The sequence below is a fragment of the Epilithonimonas pallida genome, from assembly GCF_900182975.1.
In the GTDB taxonomy this organism is placed as follows: domain Bacteria; phylum Bacteroidota; class Bacteroidia; order Flavobacteriales; family Weeksellaceae; genus Epilithonimonas; species Epilithonimonas pallida.
In genome coordinates this window covers 56726-79783 of the sequence record NZ_FXUO01000011.1, presented here as the reverse complement: position 1 = coordinate 79783, position 23058 = coordinate 56726, and the positions used below count along the sequence as shown (strand labels likewise).

Annotated in this window: 24 protein-coding genes; 13 read left to right on the top strand and 11 right to left on the bottom strand. The window is 35.8% G+C overall.

All coding sequences use genetic code 11. From position 1 onward, the window contains the following. Positions 1–13 precede the first annotated feature (13 nt). The 6 genes from QOL71_RS16980 (at position 14) to QOL71_RS16955 (ending at position 2217) form a co-directional block, all read left to right on the top strand. Positions 14–301, top strand: a complete 288-nt coding sequence (locus QOL71_RS16980; RefSeq protein WP_283418086.1) for a hypothetical protein — start codon at positions 14–16, stop codon at positions 299–301. Positions 302–463: 162 nt separating this feature from the next. Continuing rightward, positions 464–781 (top strand): GNAT family N-acetyltransferase, encoded by a 318-nt coding sequence (locus QOL71_RS16975; protein ID WP_283418085.1) that lies wholly within the window; start codon positions 464–466, stop codon positions 779–781. Positions 782–794: 13 nt separating this feature from the next. Next, the gene (locus tag QOL71_RS16970; protein ID WP_283418103.1) at positions 795–1322 is read left to right on the top strand and encodes an NADPH-dependent FMN reductase; all 528 of its coding nucleotides are present in this window, start codon (positions 795–797) and stop codon (positions 1320–1322) included. Continuing rightward, a complete protein-coding gene (locus QOL71_RS16965) occupies positions 1322–1534 on the top strand; it encodes a (4Fe-4S)-binding protein (protein WP_283418084.1) in 213 nt (70 codons plus the stop codon). The genes QOL71_RS16970 and QOL71_RS16965 overlap by 1 nt, the downstream gene beginning before the upstream one ends. A gap of 1 nt (position 1535) precedes the next feature. Beyond that, positions 1536–1934: an OsmC family protein gene (locus QOL71_RS16960; protein ID WP_283418083.1), complete on the top strand. Its 399-nt coding sequence runs from the start codon at positions 1536–1538 to the stop codon at positions 1932–1934. Position 1935: 1 nt separating this feature from the next. Continuing rightward, positions 1936–2217, top strand: a complete 282-nt coding sequence (locus QOL71_RS16955) for a GNAT family N-acetyltransferase (protein WP_283418082.1) — start codon at positions 1936–1938, stop codon at positions 2215–2217. Between the two features lie 218 nt (positions 2218–2435). Here QOL71_RS16955 and QOL71_RS16950 read toward each other — a convergent pair whose 3' ends face one another. Both QOL71_RS16950 and QOL71_RS16945 read right to left on the bottom strand, forming a co-directional pair. Then, entirely contained in the window at positions 2436–4853 is a 2418-nt protein-coding gene (locus tag QOL71_RS16950) for a DUF5916 domain-containing protein (RefSeq protein WP_283418081.1), read from the bottom strand. 114 nt (positions 4854–4967) lie between these two features. Then, positions 4968–6638 (bottom strand): glutamine--tRNA ligase/YqeY domain fusion protein, encoded by a 1671-nt coding sequence (locus QOL71_RS16945; protein ID WP_283418080.1) that lies wholly within the window; start codon positions 6636–6638, stop codon positions 4968–4970. A gap of 204 nt (positions 6639–6842) precedes the next feature. On the opposite strand from QOL71_RS16945, the gene QOL71_RS16940 reads away from it, so the two are divergent. The 4 genes from QOL71_RS16940 (at position 6843) to QOL71_RS16925 (ending at position 10789) form a co-directional block, all read left to right on the top strand. After that, positions 6843–7520, top strand: coding sequence for a response regulator transcription factor (locus QOL71_RS16940; protein WP_283418079.1), 678 nt, complete (start codon positions 6843–6845; stop codon positions 7518–7520). A gap of 31 nt (positions 7521–7551) precedes the next feature. Then, positions 7552–8622 (top strand): sensor histidine kinase, encoded by a 1071-nt coding sequence (locus QOL71_RS16935; RefSeq protein ID WP_283418078.1) that lies wholly within the window; start codon positions 7552–7554, stop codon positions 8620–8622. Between the two features lie 149 nt (positions 8623–8771). Continuing rightward, entirely contained in the window at positions 8772–9356 is a 585-nt protein-coding gene (locus tag QOL71_RS16930) for an IS1096 element passenger TnpR family protein (RefSeq protein WP_283418077.1), read from the top strand. Between the two features lie 89 nt (positions 9357–9445). Further along, on the top strand, positions 9446–10789 hold the full coding sequence (locus tag QOL71_RS16925; RefSeq protein WP_283418076.1) for an alpha-amylase family glycosyl hydrolase: 1344 nt from the start codon (positions 9446–9448) through the stop codon (positions 10787–10789). Between the two features lie 108 nt (positions 10790–10897). Here QOL71_RS16925 and QOL71_RS16920 read toward each other — a convergent pair whose 3' ends face one another. From QOL71_RS16920 to QOL71_RS16900, 5 genes are all read right to left on the bottom strand, one after another. Continuing rightward, on the bottom strand, positions 10898–11551 hold the full coding sequence (locus QOL71_RS16920) for an NAD(P)-dependent oxidoreductase (RefSeq protein WP_283418075.1): 654 nt from the start codon (positions 11549–11551) through the stop codon (positions 10898–10900). A gap of 56 nt (positions 11552–11607) precedes the next feature. Next, on the bottom strand, positions 11608–12018 hold the full coding sequence (locus QOL71_RS16915; protein ID WP_283418074.1) for an Rrf2 family transcriptional regulator: 411 nt from the start codon (positions 12016–12018) through the stop codon (positions 11608–11610). Between the two features lie 87 nt (positions 12019–12105). Beyond that, on the bottom strand, positions 12106–13572 hold the full coding sequence (locus QOL71_RS16910; protein WP_283418073.1) for a serine hydrolase domain-containing protein: 1467 nt from the start codon (positions 13570–13572) through the stop codon (positions 12106–12108). An 86-nt stretch (positions 13573–13658) separates the two neighbouring features. Beyond that, the gene (locus QOL71_RS16905; RefSeq protein WP_283418072.1) at positions 13659–14243 is read right to left on the bottom strand and encodes a helix-turn-helix domain-containing protein; all 585 of its coding nucleotides are present in this window, start codon (positions 14241–14243) and stop codon (positions 13659–13661) included. Positions 14244–14376: 133 nt separating this feature from the next. After that, positions 14377–15519: an acyl-CoA dehydrogenase gene (locus QOL71_RS16900; RefSeq protein WP_120214564.1), complete on the bottom strand. Its 1143-nt coding sequence runs from the start codon at positions 15517–15519 to the stop codon at positions 14377–14379. A 147-nt stretch (positions 15520–15666) separates the two neighbouring features. On the opposite strand from QOL71_RS16900, the gene QOL71_RS16895 reads away from it, so the two are divergent. The 3 genes from QOL71_RS16895 (at position 15667) to QOL71_RS16885 (ending at position 19583) form a co-directional block, all read left to right on the top strand. Next, positions 15667–17436, top strand: coding sequence for an AMP-dependent synthetase/ligase (locus QOL71_RS16895; RefSeq protein WP_283418071.1), 1770 nt, complete (start codon positions 15667–15669; stop codon positions 17434–17436). A gap of 105 nt (positions 17437–17541) precedes the next feature. Next, positions 17542–19299 (top strand): AMP-dependent synthetase/ligase, encoded by a 1758-nt coding sequence (locus QOL71_RS16890; RefSeq protein ID WP_283418070.1) that lies wholly within the window; start codon positions 17542–17544, stop codon positions 19297–19299. Between the two features lie 44 nt (positions 19300–19343). Beyond that, positions 19344–19583, top strand: a complete 240-nt coding sequence (locus QOL71_RS16885) for a hypothetical protein (RefSeq protein ID WP_283418069.1) — start codon at positions 19344–19346, stop codon at positions 19581–19583. 31 nt (positions 19584–19614) lie between these two features. On the opposite strand, the gene QOL71_RS16880 is transcribed toward QOL71_RS16885, so the two are convergent. Genes QOL71_RS16880 through QOL71_RS16865 form a run of 4 tightly spaced genes read right to left on the bottom strand, consistent with a single transcriptional unit; the run spans position 19615 to position 22950 of the window. Further along, the gene (locus QOL71_RS16880) at positions 19615–19809 is read right to left on the bottom strand and encodes a hypothetical protein (protein ID WP_283418068.1); all 195 of its coding nucleotides are present in this window, start codon (positions 19807–19809) and stop codon (positions 19615–19617) included. Positions 19810–19821: 12 nt separating this feature from the next. After that, positions 19822–20424 (bottom strand): MarC family protein, encoded by a 603-nt coding sequence (locus QOL71_RS16875; protein WP_283418067.1) that lies wholly within the window; start codon positions 20422–20424, stop codon positions 19822–19824. Positions 20425–20475: 51 nt separating this feature from the next. After that, positions 20476–22215 carry a BatD family protein gene (locus tag QOL71_RS16870; RefSeq protein WP_283418066.1) on the bottom strand — a complete coding sequence of 580 codons (1740 nt, stop codon included), beginning with the start codon at positions 22213–22215 and terminating at the stop codon, positions 20476–20478. Next, complete coding sequence (locus QOL71_RS16865; protein ID WP_283418065.1) at positions 22216–22950, bottom strand: tetratricopeptide repeat protein; 735 nt, start codon at positions 22948–22950, stop codon at positions 22216–22218. Between the last annotated feature and the right edge of the window lie 108 nt (positions 22951–23058).

Here is a 23058-nt window from a genome sequence, read left to right as displayed (position 1 = left end):
ATGGCGATTGATCATGTTAAAGACTTTCTCATTAGAAGTCTCGGAACATATTCTTTCCATAAAATACAGACATCCTCTTGTACCGAATCATCATCCTGTTTTGGAAGTACCTTTAAGAAAAGTTATTTTCTTAAAAGTAGAAAAAGGTATTATTAATTACATTATGATAATCAGTATCAATACGAAAAGAGGAATGAGAAGTTTCTATTACAGATTAGGAAATTTACCTGAACATCAAGGGGATAAGTTCAAAAAAATGTCAGATCTTATTTCTTATGTAAAAGCAGAACCTGAATTATAAAAACACAAATCAATTATATTAACCTCAAATCCTGTGGAGTTTTCACAGGATTTTTTATTTGAATTTGTACTAGCATACAGAAAATATCCTACATCAATTTCCAGCAATTCTGGTTTGCATAATTTTGAACCAAATAATTACTAACTTTAAAGAAATAAAATTATGAAACCAGAATTTGAAAATATTCCGCTTGTAAAAAACGAAACTAAAAAACGTTTCGAAATAGAAGTTAACGGACATTTTGCTTTTATCAATTATGGAGAAAGAGAACATCAGATCGCGCTTGTCCACACAGAAGCGGAACCGGAATTAGCAGGAACAGGAGCAGCAGCAGCTGTTGTAGAAAAGACATTACAACTCATCAAAGATAGTGGTAAAAAACTGTTACCATTTTGTCCATACGTTTTTGCTTTTATCAAGAAACATCCAGAATGGAAAGCAATAGTAGATGAAAAATTCGGAGGGTACGATCAACTTTAAACCAATCTCAACTATGAAAATATTTGCATTTGCAGGAAGCAACTCTTCCACGTCTATTAATAAACAACTGGTGAAATTTGTTTTGAAAAGTTTTCCAAACGAAGAAATCAATCTGATTGACCTTAATGACTATCTAATGCCTATTTTTTCCGTCGATTTGGAGAAAAATGGTTTTCCGGAAGAAGCTCGCAGATTCCTGAAAAACATTGAAGAATGTGATGTTATTATCTGTTCTTTGGCAGAAAACAATCGTTCTTACAGTGCTGCTTTCAAGAACATCTTTGATTGGGCTTCCAGAATCAATGTTAAGGTTTTTCAGGATAAGCCGATGTTCCTGATGACCGCTTCACCAGGCGGTTATGGTGGAGGCAATGTCATGGCAGAAGCTGCAAAGTTTTTTCCAGCATTCGGTGCCGACATCAAAGAAACTTTTTCCCTTCCGAAATTCTATGAGAATTTTGATGCGGATAATGGCGTTATCGAACCTCAACTTTTAAGTGAACTTAATTCTAAAATTGAAAACTTCAAAAATCAGATCTAATGGAAACCCACGAATATAAGACAGGCGAAATCACCATTCTCTGGAAACCAAAATTATGCATCCATGCAGGAGTTTGTGTAAAATCTCTTCCAAAAGTCTACAATCCGAAAGAAAGACCTTGGATAAAACCTGAAAATGCTACAACGGAAGAACTGAAAGAACAACTGATGAAATGTCCATCCGGCGCATTGAGCTATAAAACCAATTCGTAAAATGGGAGTAACAGTAAAAGCAAGTCTGGGAACAGAAAAATATTATACGGAAGTAATAGCCGGAGAAAACAAAATTATCACGGATGAACCGATTGATAAAGGAGGTGGAAACAAGGGATTCAATCCATTTGAAATTTTAGCAACATCTCTGGCAAGTTGTACTGCTGCAACACTTAGAATGTATATCGATCGAAAAGGCTGGGAAATCCCACAGATCAATGTAGAAGTGGAACTTGAAAATTACCCCCAGACAAAAACCGCACAGTTTTGCAGAGTGATTGATTTTGGAATAACTGAAATCAGTGAGGAAATAAAAGATAAACTTTTCAAAATTGCAGACGCCTGTCCGGTTCACAAAATATTAACCAACGACATAGAAGTATTAACTAAAATCCATTAAAATGCTAGAAGTAACACAAAATAACCGGGAAACAAAAGGAGAATTCGTGGCAACATTTGACGGAAGACCTGCAGGATTAATGACCTATTCCTGGGCCGGAGACGATAAGATCATTATTGACCATACAGAAGTGGAACCAGCCTACAACGGAAAAGGTGTTGGTAAAGCTATGGTTTACAAAGCGGTAGAATTTGCCCGAGAAAACAATCTGAAGATCATTCCGCTTTGTCCTTTTGCAAAAGCAACTTTCCAGAAGAACGAAGAGATCAGAGACGTTTTATAATTAATGATGAATGATTATTAATGTATTAATGTCTTATCACTTATTACAGAAACACCATTTCAAGTTTGAAATGGTGTTTCTGTTTCAAATGTCCGCAGCCCGGCCTGAGTGGAGCTCTTTTTGACATTGCGATTCTTGAATAGTATAAAAGATCGATTCATTTCTTTCGCAATGTCAAAAAAGCGGGAATGGAGGACGGATTAAGCTGTCCAGATTATCTAAAACCAGTTTTTCATCCTGTTATAATCTAAGAAATAGGTAATCCTTAGTGAAAAATTGTTAATCATGGGCGCATTGAAAAGTTCATCGAAATTATTTTTAAATTTCATTCTGGACATCTCCAGATAATTGCTGGTTGCGTTTCTGTAAAGCAGAGTTAACTGGCTTCCAGGTGCAAACCACCAGGAATACCTCAAGTCAACGTTCCAGGAATTGTAAGTCCCATTAAGATTTGGATTATAAGATGTATTGGAATCCAGACTCCCATCGTTATTCAGAATGTAAAACTGCTTGTAAGTAACATCGGAGAAATAATGCCTGAATGCCAATGCCAAAGTCATTTTTTCGTTGAACGTATATTGCCCTGTAATAGCATTTTCATAAGTATTTCTCTGTCTCCTTCCCATATAAATATTGCTTGCATCTTTGCCGGAAAATCCCACTTCATTATTACTGAAAACCGGATTGAATTGCCAAATTATTTTCATTTTATCGGAAGCTCTATAACGCAGATACAATGACGGAACAACATAGTTTCTTCCTTTTTGATCATAAGCATAATAATCCACATTGATATTGTACTGAAGTTTTTTACGGCTGTCACTTTCGAACCAAAGCCAACTGTCAAAATATCCGGGAACTCTCAAATATCTTCCAAGTGTTCTTGGTTCATAGATATCCTTTTCTCCATATGGTGTAAACTCTACGCCTCCACCGAAACTCTGGAATTTTTTGTTCGTAAATGAATTGTTGTGATTAAAGACCAGTTTCTGATTCAGGAACGACTCTAACCTGTGATAATAATTCAAATTGAAATTGAGATACATATTATTCAATTTTCCGGTCGGCTGAAGGATTCTGTATCCGTACCATACGTTGTGATTTCCGTAATTGGTTTTGGTAGAAAAACCAAGGTCGTTGATATCCCAATCTTTGCTGACGTAATTGGCATTGATTTCAAATCTATTTTTACCGGAAAATTTTCCAATGCCAATCGTTCCTCTGTTTCCAAACTTCGTCTCATCGTTCATCACCCAGCTTCCTTTGAAGTTCCCGTAATAGTTGTAAGTATTCTTTTTGTTGGCAATATTCCATAATAATCCGGTGGCATTAGCGTCACGGAAATCTCCAGACCTTGTCGTATTCGTGTTGACTAATGTGACAGATGAGTTATCACCAAATCGCTGGTCAAAGACCAAAACATTATAATTGGTCCAGGGTTCCACCACTTCTTTTCTTATTGCACCGGTTTCATTATTGAGGATTGTGGCTTCCATTTTTTCCGTCACTCCGTTGAAAATCCCAATTCCCAAACCTTTTTTTGTTCTTCCAGAAATTTTGAAAGCATTGAATAATTTTACTTTTCCAGGATATTCGGTGACGGTTTCTTTTTCTTCATCAATGATTGGATATCTCGACGGACTTCCGCCAACTCTTCGGGAATAGAACATATCACCTTTGCTGAACAATTCCGTTCCTTCCATAAAAAATGAGCGTTGCTCGGCAAATTGTTGTTCAAATGGTGTCAGATTAAGAATCGAATTATCAAAATTAGCTTGTCCAAAATCCGGGATCAAGGTCATATCGAAAGTGAAAGCATCATTAATTCCGTATTTCAAATCCATCCCCCCATTGACATTCATTTCCGTTTTGCCGTCAAAATTATTAACATAGGTCGAAAAATAGGGTGTGAAAGATAATCTGGTTGGTGTTTTGATATCAGTAACGCCATTCAGAACGCCATCATATAACGTGTAATTTCCTTTCTGATTATCGACATGATTCCAATCATACATCGTGTTGGTCCTTTTAATTTTCCGAATCATATTAAGGCCAAATTCCTGCATTTCTTTTTTAGGAAAACGCAGCTCAAAAAAAGGAATCTTCATTTCAACAGCCCAGCCTTTTTCATTGATCTTAACGGCACTGTACCAAACCGCATTCCAGGACATATCTTCGTTTTCAGTGGTCAATTTTCCATCTACCTGAACGCCGGCCGCAGTCACAATAAACTCCAGACTCTGCTGATGGTCGTTATATCCGTTAATGATGATTCCGAAAAAATCGTCATTGGCAATGTTATCTCTCTCGGTTAATTCTTTTAAAATTTTTGAAGGTTGTGGGTCATACATTTGAGCAGCAATGTATAATCCTGTATCGTCATAAAGAAATTTAACCTCAGTTTTCAAACTGTCAGCCTGAGGTTTTCCGTTATTAGGCTGTCTTTCTACGAAGTTGGTTGCAACAGGAACGTTTTTCCAGATCTCATCATCCAAAATCCCATCTATTTTAACCGATTGATCCTTCTTTATTGCTTGTAGTTTTTTGCGGGAAATACTATCAGAAGCCATAGTTTTCTGTGCGGAAATCTGCAAAAAAACAAATGTCAGGATCAAGATACAAAATTTAGTTTTCATAGTTTTCTGTTGCTTGATGATAAGACAACAAGCAATTTATTTCTGTTACATCAAAACAAAAAAAATCAGCCAAATGACTGATTTTCAAATTAATATTTTATTTAGTTCTCAAATTTAAGGTTTATAACCATCTTTAAGCGTAACTGTTCTGTTGAAGACCAACTTATCATCAGAAGAATCTCTGTCCTTGATGTAGTATCCGATTCTCTGGAATTGGAAATGGTCATCCAAAGTAGCTTCTTTAAGGCTTGGTTCTGCAAAACCGTAAGATACTCTCAACGATTGAGGATTCACAAATTCTAAAAAATCAACTTCTTTTTCTGCGTCAGGCTGTTCCGTAGTGAACAATCTTTCATAAGTTCTGATTTCGATTGGCAAAGCGTGTTTTGCAGAAACCCAATGAAGTGTTCCTTTCACTTTTCTAAGACTTGCTTCGGTTCCGCTTCCTGATCTTGAATCTTCATCATAAGTTGCAAAAATTGTAGTGATTTGACCTTTTTCATCCTTCTCTACTCTTTCAGCCTTAATAATATAACCCGCTTTTAGGCGAACTTCTCCACCCAATTTTAAACGGAAGAATTTCTTATCAGCCTCTTCCTGAAAGTCTTCTCTCTCGATGTAAAGCTCTTTTGAAAACGGCACCTGTCTTGTTCCAGCATTTTCGTCCTCAGGATTATTTTCAGTTTCCAGCCATTCTTCCTTATCATCAGGATAATTTTCTATGACAAGTTTTACGGGATTTACAACTGCCATTACTCTGGTTGCAATCTTGTTAAGGTCTTCTCTTACAAAAAATTCCAATAATTGTATATCAATAAGATTCTCTCTTTTTGCAACTCCGACTCTTTCGATAAAGTTTTTGATTGATGTTGGTGTATAACCTTTTCTTCTTAGTCCGGAGATAGTCGGCATTCTTGGATCGTCCCAGCCTGTTGTTATACCTTCTTGAACTAATCTTTGTAATTTTCTTTTGGAAGTCACCATATAAGAAACGTTCATCCTGGCAAATTCTCTTTGCTTTGGTGCTACTTTTCCGTCATCATAGACCTGGTCAAGATACCACTCATAAAGTGGACGGTGATTCTCAAATTCCAATGAGCATAATGAATGTGAAATTTGCTCAATATAATCAGATTCTCCATGCGCCCAATCGTACATCGGATAGATTTTCCATTTTTCTCCTGTTCTGTGATGTGGCTTTTTCAGGATTCTGTACATCACAGGATCACGCATATTCATATTTGGAGAAGCCATATCAATCTTTGCACGCAAACTCATCGCTCCTTCTTCAAATTCTCCATTCTTCATTTTCTCAAAAAGTTCAAGACTTTCTGCAATCGGACGATTTCTAAAAGGAGACTCGATGCCTGCTTCAAAAGGATTTTTTCTTTGTGCCGTGATATCCTCGGAAGACTGTTCATCCACATACGCTTTCCCTTGTTTGATCAATTCTAAAGCCCAAACATATAATTGCTCAAAATAATCCGAAGTGTATAATTCCTGATCATATTTGAAACCTAACCAATCGATATCCGCTTTGATAGAATCTACAAACTCCTGTTCTTCCTTTGCCGGATTGGTATCATCAAAACGAAGGTTAACCGGTGCATTATATTTTTGCCCCAATCCAAAATTGATACAAATTGCTTTTGTATGGCCAATGTGAAGATAACCATTAGGTTCGGGCGGAAAACGGAAACGCAACTGTGACATTTCCAAGCCATTTTCCAAGTCATCTTCTATAATTTGCTCAATAAAATTGAGTGATTTTTTTTCTTCTTCCATAATCTGAACGTGAGGTGCAAATTTAATTTAATTTCCCCAAAAAATAAAACGATTATCGCTTATAAAAATAGTTGAATATTAATATCGAAAATTATCCCAAAACCTCGAATAATTGTTTTGTAAATGTTAAATTTATATGAACTTTAAACATTTAGTGATACAGAGTTCATTTTTTTTTAATTTTGGGATAATTAATAAATCGAAATGAATCGTAAAAAAATCCTTTTAATTGATGATGAACAGGACATTCTTGAGATCATCTCTTATAATCTGGAAAAAGAAGGTTATCAGGTTTTTACCGCAAGCAATGGTAACGAAGGAATAGAAAAGGCAAAAGAAATACTGCCGGATCTCATTCTGCTAGATGTTATGATGCCAGAGAAAGATGGTATCGAAACTTGCCAGGATCTTCGCAAAATCAAAGAATTACAAAAGACTTTAATCGTATTTTTATCTGCAAGAAGCGAGGAGTTTTCTCAATTAGCAGGCTATCAGGCGGGCGCTAATGATTATATTGTAAAGCTGATCAAACCAAAAGTTCTGATCTCTAAAGTTGCTGCTCTTTTGCAATTGGGTGCACAATCTCAGGAAAACTCCAATTACATAGAGTTTGGAGATCTTATTATTGACAAAGACAATTTCAAGGTATCAAAAGGAAAAGAAGAATTTCTCCTTCCGAAAAAAGAATTCGATTTGCTTTACTTATTAGCATCTAACACAGAAAAGGTTTTCAAAAGAGAAGAGATCCTGGAAAAGGTCTGGGGAAATGATGTGATTGTAGGAGAAAGAACGATTGACGTTCATATCCGAAGATTGAGAGAAAAATTGGGGATTAACACTATCCAGACGCTCAAGGGAATTGGTTATAAATTAGTAGTTTAAGATTTTCTAAAAAGAAAATCTTTTTTTTGAAATGATAATAAGAAATTCGGTCAAAATCAATTGGTTATCTGTTGCGGCATCACTATCATTGGTGGTTGTTGTAGGCATTGTTGTTGTACTTTTTGAAGTCTATACAGATGATGTTTATTTCAAGACCAAGGATTTCAATTATTTCCTGATCTTCACATTATTACTCGTTTTTATACTGAATTATTTTGTTTTGGAATTTCTTTTTAGTTTTTATAGCAAAAATCAAATCAGACGAATTACAAATATACTTCCTGAGGATATTATCCACGATTTTGACACAGATATCGGTTTCAAAGAACTCGAAGAGAAAGTTCACGAAATGAATCAGAAAAATGCCGAGATCGACATGATGAAGGAAATGGAAAACTACCGCAAAGAATACATAGGTAATGTTTCTCATGAGCTCAAAACACCTTTGTTTTCGATCCAGGGCTATATAGAAACGCTTCGCGATGGTGGCGTAGAAGATCTTAACATTCGCGATAAGTATCTGCAAAGAATTGATAATTCCGTAGAAAGACTTCTGAATATTGTAAAAGATCTGGACATGATCAACCGTTTCGAATCTGGACAGATTGCCTTAAAATATAGTACTTTTGATATCAATAATCTGATCCAGGAAGTTTTCGATCTTTTAGAAATGGAAGCTGAAAAACAATCCATGACCATGCAACTCCAGACAACGCAATCACAGCTTTTTGTATATGCGGATAAACAAAGGATCTCTCAGGTCTTAATTAATCTGATTTCTAATGCTGTAAAATACGCCAACCGCGAAGAAGCTCAGATCATTGTTTCTACGAGAGAGGGAACAAGGAGTATCCACATCTCTGTAGAAGATAACGGAATGGGAATAAAACCTGAGAATCTCCCAAGAATTTTCGAAAGATTCTACCGCGTAGAAAGCAGCCGAAATAGAAAAGATGGTGGATCCGGATTAGGATTGGCAATTGTAAAGCATATCATGGAAGCTCATAAACAGGGCATTGTAGTGGAAAGCGTTTATCTTTCCGGAACCAAATTCAAATTCAAATTGGAAAAATCGCCTTTAGAAAGACTGAGAAAAATATAAATTTCTTAAGCTGGCCGACCAGAATCGGGAAGCGCAAAATTTATAAAAAACTTTTTTGAAAAAAAATTTCCAAGAAACTTTTATGAAATCTCATTTGTTTTATATTTGCAACATTAAGTCGAACTAATAAAGTTAAAGTAAAAGCAACAATGGTTTATAAGATTAGAGTAATTCTAGACGCCAAAGACACAATCTTCCGAGACATCGAAATCAAAGACAAACAAACGCTTTGGAATCTTCATCTGGGTATCAAGAGTGCGTTCAGTTTACCAGGAGAAGAGTTGTCATCTTTTTATTTTTCTGATGATGAGTGGAACGAAGGACAAGCAGTACCTTTGGAAGACATGAGCGATGACGGAGACGGCGAAATCATGTCAGATATCTATCTGAATGAAGGTTTCCAGCAAGTAGGCGCAAAAATGAGATTTCAGTATGGTTTTATTGACCTTTGGGAATTTTTCTGTGAGTTATTAGAAATCAATGACGAAAAGCCTGCCGTTAATTATCCTATTACGGTATACAGATTCGGTAATGTTCCTCTGAAAGCGCCAAGCAAAAATGGTAGCGATAATGGTAAAGGTAAAAAATCTGCAATGCCATTTATGGATGATGATTTTGGAGACTTTGATGCAGAATTCAAGGAAGAGAATTTTGATGATGAAGATGATGATTATAACGATGACGAAGAAGAAACAGGATATAATGATGTTTTCGAAGAAGACGATGAGGATTAGTCCCGTTTTTATAAAATATTAACAAGCCCGAATTTTTCGGGCTTTTTTATTTTCATTACATTTACAAAATAGACTTTTAAAATTTAGCAATGAAAAAGCTGATTCTTTTACCGGCAATCGCCGCGTTATTATTATCCTGTAAAACCCAGAATCATACTATGGAAAACCCACAAGAATGGAAACGCACGACCAATATCTACGAAGTTAATGTAAGACAATACACACCCGAAGGAACTTTCGCAGCATTTGAAAAAGAACTTCCAAGACTTAAAAAAATGGGCGTTAAGACATTGTGGTTTATGCCAATTACACCTATCGCTCAACAAAACAAAAAGGGAAGTTTGGGAAGTCCTTATGCGGCTTATGATTATACTACAATCAATCCGGAATTCGGAACTTTGGAAAACTTCAAACACCTTGTAGATGAAGCTCACAAGATGGGATTCAAGGTAATTATCGACTGGGTTGCCAATCACACCGGCTGGGATCATGTTTGGACAAAATCTCATCCGGAATGGTATCTGAAAGACGCTGACGGAAGTTTTCATAAAGCTAGCGGAATGGATGACATAATCGAGTTGGATTATACCAACAAAGAAATGCGTCTGGCAATGATAGATGCTATGAAATATTGGGTCAAAGAAACCAATATCGATGGTTTCCGTTGCGACCTTGCAAGCTGGGTAGAAGTTGATTTTTGGCAACAGGCAAGACCTGAAGTGGAGAAACTGAAACCGCTTTTCTTCTTAGGCGAATTTGATGAATTGGAAAATCCTGATTATGGAAAGGTTTTCGATGCCAGTTACAGTTGGAAATGGATGCATCTTTCTCAGGATTTTTATCAGAAACATTTGCCACTCTCTGATCTTAAAAATCTTTTGGAACAATATTCTAAAATTGGAGATAACTCTATGAGAGCTTGGTTTACAACAAACCATGACGAAAACTCCTGGAACGGAACCGAATATGAAAAATATGGCGATTTTGCACCGGCTTTAGCCGTCTTCTCTGCGACTTGGAATGGCGTTCCACTACTCTACTCTGGACAGGAATTGCCGATGAAAACAAAACGTCTGGAGTTTTTCGAAAAAGACCCAATTCCTTGGAATGGAAAATATGAACTGGAAGATTTCTACAAAATCCTCCTAAATCTTAAATCTGAAAATCCAGCCTTAAGAGGTGGCGACCCTGCTGTAACGACTTATTGGATTAACACAACTTCTAACGACAAAGTTTTGGCCTATTTAAGAAAAAATGGAGAACGCGAAGTTTTGGTTTTGATTAATACATCAAAAGATGCTGTTAATTTCAAATTGGAAGATGACAACTCGGTTGGAAGTTATAAGAATGTTTTCACCAATAATAAAGCTGAATTAATCAAAGGTTCGGATGTGAGCTTACCAGCTTACGGATATTTGGTTTATGAGAAGTAGTGCTTTTTTAGACTTTAAGATAATAGATGATAGACTTTTGTCATCCTAATAGAAAGCCCCTTCAGAGTTTTGAACTCTGAAGGGGTTATTTTTGATATAGTGACAATGTTAATAAGCTGCTGTGAAACGTTGTTTAACGAAATTGTTTTGCTCCAACTCGTCCACCAAAGCCACAGCAACATCTTCCACAGAAAGAATGCTTCTTCCCTCTTCGTTAAAGACAGGATTTTCCAAGGCTGTTCTGTAAGTACCTTTTCTAATGCCGGCAGTTCCCGGATGCATTTCAATAGCTGGAGAAAAGAAAGTCCAATCCAACGTTTCATTCTTTTTGATTTCGTTTAAATAATCTCGCGCTGCAGCTGCGCCTGGTTTGATATCAGCCGGAAAATCCGGACCGTCAACCAACTGTTGCCCATCGATGAACAAGCTTCCTGCACCACCAACGGTAATAAATCTCTTAACGCCTGATTTTTCAACCGCTTTTTCGATGTTTCTGGAACCGTTCAAAAAGTCATCATAAAGATTTGGATTCGTCCAACCAGCGTTGAAAGTGTTGATAACAGCATCACTTCCTTCCAAAGCTTTTGCTAATTCTTCTACATTATTCACATCTGCGCTGATCGCAGTTACGTTATCTTTCGCTTCTACTTTTGAGCTGTCTCTTGCAATGGCATTTACAGAATAACCTCTGTTTGATAATTCGTTTACGACTTGTTTTCCTACGAAGCCTGTTGCTCCGATTACTGCTACTTTTTTGCTCATAATTTTAAATTTTAATTAATTGTAATATATTTTGTTACATTTTAAGTCAAAAATTTTTACCCGAATTGATTGGTAAAATCTGACAGTTTTTTCTCTTTCAAAAACTGAAAAACCAGATCGTCGGTTTCGTCAAATAAAATATCAAGATTTTTGTTGATGTCTTTCCCCACACTACAAAGCGGGTTCGGATTTTGATTTCTTTTGCCTAGAACTTCCGTATTTTTTACTGATTTGTAAATTTCTGAAATATTGATCTGTTCAGGATTTTTAGCAATTCTAACACCTCCTACTTTTCCTTGTCTGCTTTCTATTAAGCCAGATTTTTTGAGGTTAATCAATTCTTTACGGACAATCACAGGATTTACGTTTACGCTTCCGGCAATCCAATCAGACGTCAGCCATTCATTCGAATCTTTTGCAAGAAGGGTCAAAATATGTATCGCAGTGGCAAATCGTGTGTTGTTCATGACGGTGCAAAGTTAGAAATAATTTTTAATTGTAACAAAATTAATTACAATTAAATTTTATTAACTGTAATTAATTTGTTTCTGATTTTATTTCGTTTCAATTTCAATAATCTTTTCACCTTTATCACCAAGATACTGTTCAATCAGCTGTCGGTAGATTTTGTAGCCGTCATCTACATTGGTAAAAATAATCAGACCTTGTTTGGTTTTAGGCAAAAGAAAAACAATTGTGTTGACACCTTTGTCCGAACCGCCGTGTGATAAAGCAATTTCGCCATTTCCTAAGTCATAAATTTCAAAGCCAAGTCCGAAATATTTATTCTTTTTGGTTTCAACCTGTTTGGATTTCATCGTTTCAAAAACCGAAGGCGACAACAGTTCATTATTCATAACCGCAACCAGGAATTTTCCGTAATCTTCCACAGTCGTTGTCAAATCATCTGCTGCATTAGCGGTTTTATTCCGCACAATATCATAAGCTTTTCCGTTACTATCATAACCAATCACGATTTTGTCTGCATCTTTTTTTTCATTCCAAATATAACTCGTATCGTTCATTCCCAAAGGCTGGAAAACATATTCTTTAGCCAGTTCTTCCAGACTTTTATGGAATTTATTCTCTATGGCTTTTCTCAGATATTCGAAACCTTCTCCTGAATATTGATATTTTGTTCCTGGCTCAAATTCGAAATTCAATTTATTATCTTTATTCATCCAACGCCAGTTGGGAAATCCTGTCTGATGACTTAATATCAATCTCGTGGTCAGCTTTTTGTGACGGGAATCGTTCGCAATATCCGGGTCAATCCAATAGTTATCAAGCGGTTCATCAAGGTTCCATTTTCCAAGACTTACCAGGCGTAAAACTGTCATTGCTGTCACCGGTTTCGTTAAAGAAGCCACATTGAAAAGACTGTTATAAGCCGCTGACATTTTACCATTCTGAGTTCCGTAAACATTTATGCCTGTTAATTTTTCATCTTCAATCAAACCTAATCCTAAAGTCGGAATGTTATTATCTTTCATCAGTTGCTCAATGCTACTAGCTTTGTCATCTAATTTAGCGTCGCCGTGGTCATAACTCAGGATATCGCTCATTATCCAGTTTCCATTTTTCTTGGTCCAAACTGTAGTGAATTTTGCCTGACCACCTAAAGCATCCTGCTTTCCTTTTTCACGGATAAAAAACCGATGCTCTCCGGATTGTATGGCGCCGTATAATTCGCCATTATTGTAAAGTGGAAAAACTTCGAGACTGTTTTCAATAACTTTTCGGATAGGCTTTTGATTCGGATTGCCGCAGATGTTTTGTTTGGTTCTTTCCAAAAATAATTTTTTGTCCTGAAAGCCACCTTTATCGTGATAAAATTTTAGATGTTCATCTACTGATTTTTCCAGATAAGCAATATCACAATTATTGAATCCACGCTCAAAAAAAATACTGTCCTGCTTTTTGAGTTCAAGAAATAAAGGTGAATTTTTGTCGATTTGAGCTTTCAGATTTCCGATAGAAAGGAATAGAAAAAGGAAGATAAATCCGAATTGTTTTGTCATTGTTTTATTTTTGACAAAGGTTCAGAATTAATTGATATTAAGTCAAAAATTGAGCCCGACAATCACCCGACAATTGACTGACAAGTTCATAACAAATTGAAATCCAATTTGTAATAAAGACTTTGTTTTTTATCTAATTGATAAGCATTTCTAAGAATAATAAAAATATTCACTAATGTTAAAGCAATCATTGTTACCATTACTGACGCTTTACCAAGCTTTAAAATCACAACTAACATAAAAATAATTGGAGCAATAACAGCTAAAATAATTTGAAGCGAAATGATTTGTTTGACAAGTGGAGATTTCTGTTTTGAAATCAACATTATCAATAATGGCGGTAGAAAATTGGCTATCGGAAACCAACATAACGGAAGTGAAGAAAGATTGATGATTTTGATTAAAGTCAAATTTTCAATCGTTTCATTTTCTATTGGTAAAACAGGTTCTTCAACAATTGGATTTTCTACAACAACTTCTGTCAGAATAATCGGCGTCAATAAATCCTTTTCAGAAACATCCAGACTTGAAGCCAAAGTTTTCAAAGTATAACCTTTCGGTTCAGTCCCGGCTTCGATACGTTGAATGGTTCTTACAGAAAGCCCCGACTTTTCAGCCAGTTCTTCCTGAGTCAGATTTTGTTTTTCCCTGATTTTCTTTAATTCCGACATCTGATTATAAATGATGAGCGATAAATGATTATTGATTTTGAAACAAATTTACAGAATCCGAAGTTTTAATTCTTAATTCAACAAAAAAACCTTTCTGAAAATAGAAAGGTTTAGTATTTAGATAAATTTCAAATTATTTCTTTGCGATTGACCTGGAAATTACAATTTTCTGAATCTCTGAAGTTCCTTCGTAGATTTGAGTGATTTTGGCATCACGCATCATTCTTTCAACGTGATATTCTTTCACATAACCGTAACCTCCATGGATTTGAACCGCCTCTATCGTTGTATCCATGGCTACCTGAGAAGCATATAATTTTGCCATTGCGCCGCTTTCTGAGATATCTTTACCTTCATCTTTTTCTGCAGCTGCTTTGTAAATCAGCATTCTCGCCGCCATAATACTTGTGTGCATATCTGCCAATTTGAATGCAATTGCCTGGTGATTGATGATTTCTGTCCCGAAAGATTTTCTTTCTTTCGCATATTTCAAAGACAGTTCGTAAGCGCCGGAAGCAATACCTAAAGCCTGAGAAGCAATCCCGATTCTACCACCATTCAAAACTGCCATCGCAAAATTAAATCCAAAACCATCTTCTCCAATTCTGTTTTCTTTAGGAACTTTCACGTCAGTAAACATCAAAGAATGCGTATCACTTCCACGGATTCCCAATTTATCTTCTTTCTTTCCAACAACAAAACCTTCCCAACCTTTTTCTACAATAAAAGCATTAATACCTTTATGTTTTTTCTCAGGATTGGTTTGAGCGATTACAATATAATAAGTCGCATTTCCACCATTGGTAATCCAGTTTTTGGTTCCGTTCAACAAGTAGTAATCACCTTTATCCTCGGCTGTTGTTGACTGAGAAGTAGCATCAGAACCAGCTTCTGGCTCAGACAAAGCAAAAGCACCAATCACTTCGCCACTCGCCAGCGGTTTCAGATATTTCATTTTTTGCTCTTCATTACAGAATTTTTCCAAACCTGCACATACCAGAGAGTTATTCACCGACATTACAACCGCTGCAGAAGCATCAACTTTAGCAATCTCTTCCATTGCCAAAACATAAGAAACACTATCCAGACCAGCACCACCGTATTTTGGGTCAACCATCATCCCGAGAAATCCCATTTCTCCCATTTTTTTAACTGCGTCGTGCGGAAACTTTTGTTGGTCATCTCGTTCTATAACGCCCGGCAAAAGTTCTGCTTGTGCAAAATCTCTTGCGGCTTGCTGAATCATCTGTTGCTCTTCTGTAAGATTGAAATCCATATGTTTTTGATTAAATTTTTCGTCCGTAAATTTAAACTTTTTGAGAAAATTTCAAAGGAAATTATAACATTTTGTTATCTTGGAAAAAAAAATTATATTTACGATAATGTAAACTCAATTTTAATAATATATTAATAAGGATATTTTATGAACGTTAAAAGAATATTTGACTTTTCCGCTTTGGCGATGGAAAAATTTCCGAAAGAAGATTGTCTTGTGACAAAAAAAAATGGAAATTGGAATAAAACATCTACGCTTGAGTTTATCAATCAGGGGAATAAGATTTCCAGAGGACTTCTGAAGCTGGGGATCAAACCAGGAGATAAAATAGGACTCATCACTTCTAACAACAGAACAGAATGGGCAGTGATGGACTTGGGGATCTCACAAATCGGAGTGGTTACAGTTCCCGTCTATCCTACAATTTCTGAGGAAGATTATGTTTATATTTTTAATAATTCCGAAATCAAATATTGTTTTGTTTCCGATGCCGAACTTTACAAAAAACTAACCAATGCAAAACCCAATATTCCTTCATTGGCCGGGATTTTTACTTTTGATGATGTTGATGGCGCACCAAACTGGAACGAGATTCTTGATCTTGGCGAAAATGACGCGACACAAATTGAAGTGGATGATTTGGCAAGAGCTATCAATCCTGAAGATTTGGCGACGATTATATATACTTCCGGAACAACCGGCAAACCGAAAGGTGTCCAGCTAACCCATAATAATCTGGTTTCTAACGTGACTGCAAGTACACCGAGAATACCAAAAGAAAAAGGATTGGACTATAAAGAAGTAAAAGCATTGAGTTTCCTTCCGATTTGCCACGTTTTCGAAAGAATGATTTTTTATCTCTATCTAAGTAATGGGATTTCCATTTATTTTGCTGAAAGCATTGAGAAAATTGGTGAAAATGTCAAAGAAGTGAAACCTCAATATATGACGGTTGTCCCAAGACTGGTTGAAAAAGTTTACGATTCAATTTATAATAAAGGAACAGCTGCAGGCGGGTTAAAATCGAAAATTTTCCTTTGGTCATTAGGAATCGCAGAGAAATACGAATTGGGGAAACCAAAATCCTTTATGCACACGATTGCTGACAAACTGGTTTTCAAAAAATGGAGAGAAGGTCTGGGCGGAAATCTGATCACATTGGTTTCCGGTTCTGCTGCTTTGTCAAAACGTTTAAATACAATGTTCCATGCAGCAGGAATTCCGATTTTGGAAGGTTACGGATTGACAGAAACTTCGCCGGTAATTTCGGTGAACACCTTTGGAAAAGTTAAGGTTGGTTCCGTTGGAATTCCTTTGGAAAATGTCAAAGTTAAAATTGAATCCGATGGCGAAATCGTAGTAAAAGGACCTTCTGTTTTTGAAGGTTATTACCATGATGAGGAAAAGACAAGAGAAGCGTTTACCGATGACGGCTATTTCAGAACAGGTGACATCGGACATCTGGATGAAGATAATTTCCTTTTCATTACAGACAGAAAGAAGGAAATGTTCAAAACTTCCGGAGGCAAATTTGTTGCACCACAGGTCATTGAAAATCTAGCCAAAGCATCCAAATTTATTGAGCAGATTATGGTTGTTGGCGATGGTGAAAAAATGCCTTGTGCATTGATACAGCCGGATTTTGCTTATGTCAAAAACTGGGCGGAACTTCACAATGTTAAAATCATCGATTCACCAAAAGAAATTGCGGCCAATCCTGCCGTTAAATCAAGAATCGAGAAAGAAATTGAAAAAATAAACCAGCATCTTGGAAAATGGGAACAGATCAAGAAAATTGAACTAACTCCAAAAGTCTGGACAATTGATGACGGGCTGCTGACACCAACACTTAAACTGAAAAGAAAAGCGATTAAAGCAGAATTTCAGGATTTATATGACAGAATGTATAAAGAATAAACCGAAGCTATCCAATGGATAGCTTTTTTTATGCAAATATTAACATTCGGGAAGTTCATATTTATTTATATTTGCGCTAAACGGAAGTTTAAAATATAACAATCAATGGAAGTAAAAAGGATTTTCGATATTCCTTACTATTCGAAAGCTAATTTCGAAAAAGATGATTTTGTCTGTGATAAAAGAAACGGAAAATGGGAAAAGATATCAACAGAAAAATACATCGAAATTACTAATCAGTTATCAAGAGCATTATTAAAATATGGTCTCAAAAAAGGTGATAAAATAGGTCTTATATCCTCCAACAACAGGGTGGAATGGTGTTTTTTTGACCAGGCCGCTTTGCAGGTCGGTTTGGTTACGGTTCCTATTTATCCTTCGATTTCTGGTGAAGACTGTGTTTATAATCTGGAAAACTCCGATTCGAAAATCTGTATCGTTTCCGATGAAAAATTATTTGATAAAATCAATTCAATAAAAAATCAATTACCCGATTTGCAGGAAATTTTCACCTTTGATAAAGTCAGTAATGCTAAGAATTGGAAAGAACTTTTAGAATTAGGAAAAGAAACCGATAATCAACAGGAAGTCGATTCGATAAAAAATTCGATTTCTGAGAATGAACTGGCTTCGATCATTTACACTTCCGGAACCACCGGCAGACCAAAAGGCGTGATGCTGACACACAAAAATATAGTTTCCGATGTCTTAGGATGCGAAGACAGAGTGCCTTACAAAGATTCAAAAAACAGAGCTTTGAGCTTTCTTCCGCTTTGCCACGTTTACGAAAGAATGGTTTTGTATCTTTTTATGACCAACGGCATCTCGATGTATTTTGCAGAAAGTAACGAAAAGCTCAGCGACAATCTGAAAGAAGTGAAACCACAATATATGACCGTTGTTCCAAGAATGGTAGAAAAGGTTTACGACGCGATTTACAAAAGAGGAACAGAAGCTGGTGGAATCAAGTCCAGGATATTTCTCTGGTCTCTTAAAGTCGCTGAAAAATATAAAATCGGTGATTCAAAATCTTTGGCTCATATCATTGCGGACAAATTGGTTTTCAGCAAATGGCGAGAAGGTCTTGGTGGTAACATTATTACATTGGTTTCCGGTTCGGCGGCTCTGTCCAAACGATTGAACACGATGTTTCACGCAGCAGGAATTCCGATTCTGGAAGGTTACGGTTTAACAGAAACCTCGCCAGTAATGGCTGTGAACAGTTTCGGATTCACTAAAATCGGTTCGGTTGGAAGGCCTATCAAAAATATCGATGTGAAAATCCAGGAAGATGGTGAAATAACCGTAAAAGGCCCGACTGTGACACAAGGTTACTATAAAGATGAGGAAAAAACCAAAGAAGCTTTCACGGAAGACGGTTATTTCAAAACGGGTGATATCGGAATGCTGGATGAAGATAATTTCCTTTTCATTACCGACAGGAAGAAAGAGATGTTCAAAACTTCCGGCGGGAAATATGTTGCACCTCAGGTGATTGAGAATCTTGCGAAAGCTTCACAATTTATTGAACAAATAATGGTAGTTGGCGATGGCGAAAAAATGCCGACAGCTTTGGTTCAGCCCGATTTCGAATTTGCAAAAAACTGGGCTGTTAAAAATAATATCACTATTGGAAGTTCTCCGGAAGAAATTGCCAATTCCAAAGAACTGAAGGCTGAAATCGAGAAAGAATTATCGAAAATCAATGCTCATCTAGGCAAATGGGAACAGGTGAAAAAAATAGAATTAACACCTGAAATATGGACTGAAGATAACGGCTTGCTCACACCTACTCTAAAATTGAAAAGAAAAGTCATCAAAGAACATTTTATCAAATTGTACGATAAACTCTATGACAGATAGTTTGTGTTGAAGCGTTTTTAGAGTTTTAGAGATATTAAAATATTATGATTATTACCAGAACAGAATTAATAAAAATCTGTGACAAATTTCTTGCCGACGAGTTGAGTAAAGACGAACTTATTCATTTTGCAACAACGGTGATGTTTGATGATGAAGATAAATATGAATGTGAAGATGAACTGGTGGAAGAAATTCTTTCGCAATGGGATAATACACAAACTCAATCAAAAATCAATATAACAAGTATCCGGTTTTTAAGAAACGCACTTTCAGAAATTGAATAAAAAAACGCTTCAGAAATCTGAAGCGTTTTTTTTATTTTTTATCTGCTAACTTACTCCAGGTATGCAGAATATAAACGACAATGATTCCTAAAATTCCTGAGGAAATAGAGAATATGAATTTTGTATTTTCATCATCAAAAAATCCTGCTCTCCAATCGATGGCGTAGAAACTTATACTAATAAAAATAATAAAAAGGATTAAGAATACTTTATAAAATGTCTTCATTTTTCAATCTGATTAAAAGTGAATATAATTCTGAAACAGTTGTGCAAAGTTAGCAGTAAATAATTTAATAGAGATGGCTAAAAGCACAATTCCGAAAACTTTTTGTAAAACCTGCAAAGAACCTTCGCCCATTTTTCTTTCGATCCAAGGTGCCAGTCTCAAAACTATGTAAACCAAAATTGTGTTAAGGACAATGCCGCAGATGATATTAATATCATGATATTCTGCTCTCAGAGATAAAGTTGTGGTCAATGTTCCGGCTCCGGCAATTAGAGGGAATGCAATAGGAACAATGGATGCAGCTTGCGGCTGGTTGGTTTTATGAATTTCTATTCCCAATATCATTTCGATAGCAATAATGAAGATTACAAAAGCTCCGGCAATCGCAAATGAATTGACATCCACACCTATAAATTTTAAAATGTTATTTCCGATAAAAAGAAAAGAGATCATCAATAAGCCTGCAACGATAGCCGCTTTTTCTGACTCGATTCTTCCAAATTTTTGTCGTAATGAAACAATAATCGGGACAGAGCCTAAAATGTCAATAACTGCAAACAAAACCATAAACGCGGTCATTGTTTCTTTGATAGAAAATTCTTCCAGGAATTCCATAACTTTATTTTTAAAGATTTCGCAAAAATATAAATTATTTTTGAAAAATCCTTAAAGTAATTTATAAACCTCTTTGATATCGTCTAAAATCTCAGCTTGTTTTTCTTTTGTAGAAAACGGTGAAAACTTTTCAATGTTCACTTCGGTAATCAACTGGTTATATTTTTCATAAATACTAAGGCCGAAGTTAGCTTTCAAATACTCAGAAAAAGTCGATGAATAATGATCCTGGCAATATTGATCTACATCTGTTTTTAATTCTTCGAAAGCCTGGAAAAATTGAGAAGCATCCTCTCCATTCAATCTGTTGTGCAAATAATTAAAATAAGAATCTGTGTCAAATTTTTTCTTATTTCTCAACAGCTCTTCTGTCTCCTCAATATTAATGATCGGTTGATGAGCAACAGTTTTTTTCTCTAATTCCGATTTCCTTTTTTCTTTGCGTCGTTTATTAAAATAAATAAATACAATTGCACCAAAAGCAATAATCAGTAGATTACCAAAAATCCCTAACCAATTGAAAGATTTATGTTCTTTAATTTTAAGTTTCTGCGTACTCATAACCGGTGAGTCTACTTTTTCCAATACATTATTAGTATATTCATTCACCTTCTGCAAAGTTGATTTTGCATTAGCAATGTCCTGAGCATTGACTGCATTAAGTACTAAAAATTTGGAACCAATCTCTATATATTTTTCTTGCTTTGGATCAAAGTATGAAAAATTCTCTGTTGAGATTCTGATGTCACCGCGTTTTTTTGGAATAATAACATATTGCGCTTCAACCTCACCTTCTATTCCTTCTGTCGTAGCAATAGAATTGTTAATAATTTTGGGTTCGAAAGTCTCATAATCGGAAGAAGGCAAAATTTTAGGCAGAATTGACGGAGACAAATTTCCATTACCTTTGATTTTCACTGCTACATTAAAAGCCTTATTGATCTCAAAGTTTTCTTTATTTTTATCAATAAGTTCAATTTTGGCTTCGAATTTCCCAACTGCATTATTGAAACTCTCAGGCGCACCTTCCGGAAGTTTCTTTACATTAATTTTAACTTTGTTGGAAGTAAGCATATTTTTGTGATTGGAAAGAGGAACTTCGGCCGGCGGAATATCTAAAACTCCCACGGTTTTCGGAACAATTACAAACATTGCTACAACCTGAGAAGAAAAATCATTGTCTGTTTCTTCTATCGATTCATCAACATTGGCAATGGATCTTATTACAAAGTTTTTTGTATGCTCAAATTTTGCAGGTTCTAAGTGCCTGAAACCGGAAATATTTCTGGAAAATGCCTTCAGTACAGCAATGACAGGTTCATTCTTGTAAACATCCCTATCAGCAACCTGCATATTGACATACATATTTTTGGAAAGATTATTAACAGTTGCCAGAGCTTTTTTCTCCGGCTCTTTCACAATAATATCGATAGGTTCGGTCTTATAAACTTTCCCATTAACTTTAACCAAAGCAGATCCAACACGCAGACTTCCAGCTTGTTTTGGATCAAGTGATACCTGGCATACAATCTGGTTGATTCTTATTTTTTTTACAGGATCTATAAATGTGCTCTGCTCAGACGAAACAGCAAAATCAAATTTTGACAAATCAGGAAGTTTGATAGGCGTTTCCATAGCCAGATCTTCCCCGAATATTTCCAGAACAACCGTAAAAACAAAAGGATTATTTACACGTGCTTCTTTGGTATTAACCTCAGAATAAAGATTAACCTGAGCAAACGAATAAACCGATGCTAAAAGGAATAATATGTATAAATTTTTTCTTATCATTTACCAATCCTTTTCGTTGCTTTGCGGCATCGAATTGGCTTTTTTGTTTAATATTCTTCTTGCAGTCTCTCTTTCGCGGTTTTCTATATCGCGCAAAATCATTTTCTCTGCTTCTTCCGGAATTTTATTTTCCTGTTTCTTAGGCTCGTTAGGTTTTCCCTGACTTTCGCCTTTTTTCTGGTCGCCCTGTCCGTTTTGCTGATTTTTGTTTTGATCACCTTTTCCGGACTGATCTTTATTTTTTTGATCCTTACCTTCTCCTTTTCCCTTGTTTTGATCCTGCTTTTGCTTTTCTTTTTTCTCTTTATCCTTCAGCATTGCAATCTCATAATTCTTTCTGACAGTCTCATTGTAAGGATCCTGTTTCAAAGACTGTTTGTAATAATCCGCCGCTTTTTCCGGATTATTGGACTGCATCGATACATTCCCAAGATTATAAAGTGCAGCAGCTTTCTCATACTTACTTTTAGTCAGTGTTACGGATTTTTGATATTCTGCAGCAGCTTCTTCATATTTCTTACTTTTGTAAAGCGCATTTCCAAGATTATAATGTGCCGTGTAATTTCCGTTTTTTACTGCAATAGCTTCAACATACTTGCTGGAGGAAGCATCATATTCTTTGGCATCAAATTTTTTATTACCTTCATAAACCAGAGCATTATAACTCTTCTGTGCAATCAAGAATTGCGAAGAAAAAACAAGGCTTAATACAAGCAATAAAAATCTAAAATCCATTATTGCAAAATTATCCGTTTTATTGTTAAAATCAATACATTAAAAGTTAAAATTGGGTTAAAAAAACATGTCATAAACGCCCTTGAATAAGGCATTTTGTAGATTTTT

Coding starts and splice junctions, on each gene's coding strand:
- QOL71_RS16980 (WP_283418086.1), top strand. CDS start 14: ATGTTAAAGACTTTCTCATTAGAAGTCTCGGAACATATTCTTTCCATA.
- QOL71_RS16975 (WP_283418085.1), top strand. CDS start 464: ATGAAACCAGAATTTGAAAATATTCCGCTTGTAAAAAACGAAACTAAA.
- QOL71_RS16970 (WP_283418103.1), top strand. CDS start 795: ATGAAAATATTTGCATTTGCAGGAAGCAACTCTTCCACGTCTATTAAT.
- QOL71_RS16965 (WP_283418084.1), top strand. CDS start 1,322: ATGGAAACCCACGAATATAAGACAGGCGAAATCACCATTCTCTGGAAA.
- QOL71_RS16960 (WP_283418083.1), top strand. CDS start 1,536: ATGGGAGTAACAGTAAAAGCAAGTCTGGGAACAGAAAAATATTATACG.
- QOL71_RS16955 (WP_283418082.1), top strand. CDS start 1,936: ATGCTAGAAGTAACACAAAATAACCGGGAAACAAAAGGAGAATTCGTG.
- QOL71_RS16950 (WP_283418081.1), bottom strand. CDS start 4,853: ATGAAAACTAAATTTTGTATCTTGATCCTGACATTTGTTTTTTTGCAG.
- QOL71_RS16945 (WP_283418080.1), bottom strand. CDS start 6,638: ATGGAAGAAGAAAAAAAATCACTCAATTTTATTGAGCAAATTATAGAA.
- QOL71_RS16940 (WP_283418079.1), top strand. CDS start 6,843: ATGAATCGTAAAAAAATCCTTTTAATTGATGATGAACAGGACATTCTT.
- QOL71_RS16935 (WP_283418078.1), top strand. CDS start 7,552: ATGATAATAAGAAATTCGGTCAAAATCAATTGGTTATCTGTTGCGGCA.
- QOL71_RS16930 (WP_283418077.1), top strand. CDS start 8,772: ATGGTTTATAAGATTAGAGTAATTCTAGACGCCAAAGACACAATCTTC.
- QOL71_RS16925 (WP_283418076.1), top strand. CDS start 9,446: ATGAAAAAGCTGATTCTTTTACCGGCAATCGCCGCGTTATTATTATCC.
- QOL71_RS16920 (WP_283418075.1), bottom strand. CDS start 11,551: ATGAGCAAAAAAGTAGCAGTAATCGGAGCAACAGGCTTCGTAGGAAAA.
- QOL71_RS16915 (WP_283418074.1), bottom strand. CDS start 12,018: ATGAACAACACACGATTTGCCACTGCGATACATATTTTGACCCTTCTT.
- QOL71_RS16910 (WP_283418073.1), bottom strand. CDS start 13,572: ATGACAAAACAATTCGGATTTATCTTCCTTTTTCTATTCCTTTCTATC.
- QOL71_RS16905 (WP_283418072.1), bottom strand. CDS start 14,243: ATGTCGGAATTAAAGAAAATCAGGGAAAAACAAAATCTGACTCAGGAA.
- QOL71_RS16900 (WP_120214564.1), bottom strand. CDS start 15,519: ATGGATTTCAATCTTACAGAAGAGCAACAGATGATTCAGCAAGCCGCA.
- QOL71_RS16895 (WP_283418071.1), top strand. CDS start 15,667: ATGAACGTTAAAAGAATATTTGACTTTTCCGCTTTGGCGATGGAAAAA.
- QOL71_RS16890 (WP_283418070.1), top strand. CDS start 17,542: ATGGAAGTAAAAAGGATTTTCGATATTCCTTACTATTCGAAAGCTAAT.
- QOL71_RS16885 (WP_283418069.1), top strand. CDS start 19,344: ATGATTATTACCAGAACAGAATTAATAAAAATCTGTGACAAATTTCTT.
- QOL71_RS16880 (WP_283418068.1), bottom strand. CDS start 19,809: ATGAAGACATTTTATAAAGTATTCTTAATCCTTTTTATTATTTTTATT.
- QOL71_RS16875 (WP_283418067.1), bottom strand. CDS start 20,424: ATGGAATTCCTGGAAGAATTTTCTATCAAAGAAACAATGACCGCGTTT.
- QOL71_RS16870 (WP_283418066.1), bottom strand. CDS start 22,215: ATGATAAGAAAAAATTTATACATATTATTCCTTTTAGCATCGGTTTAT.
- QOL71_RS16865 (WP_283418065.1), bottom strand. CDS start 22,950: ATGGATTTTAGATTTTTATTGCTTGTATTAAGCCTTGTTTTTTCTTCG.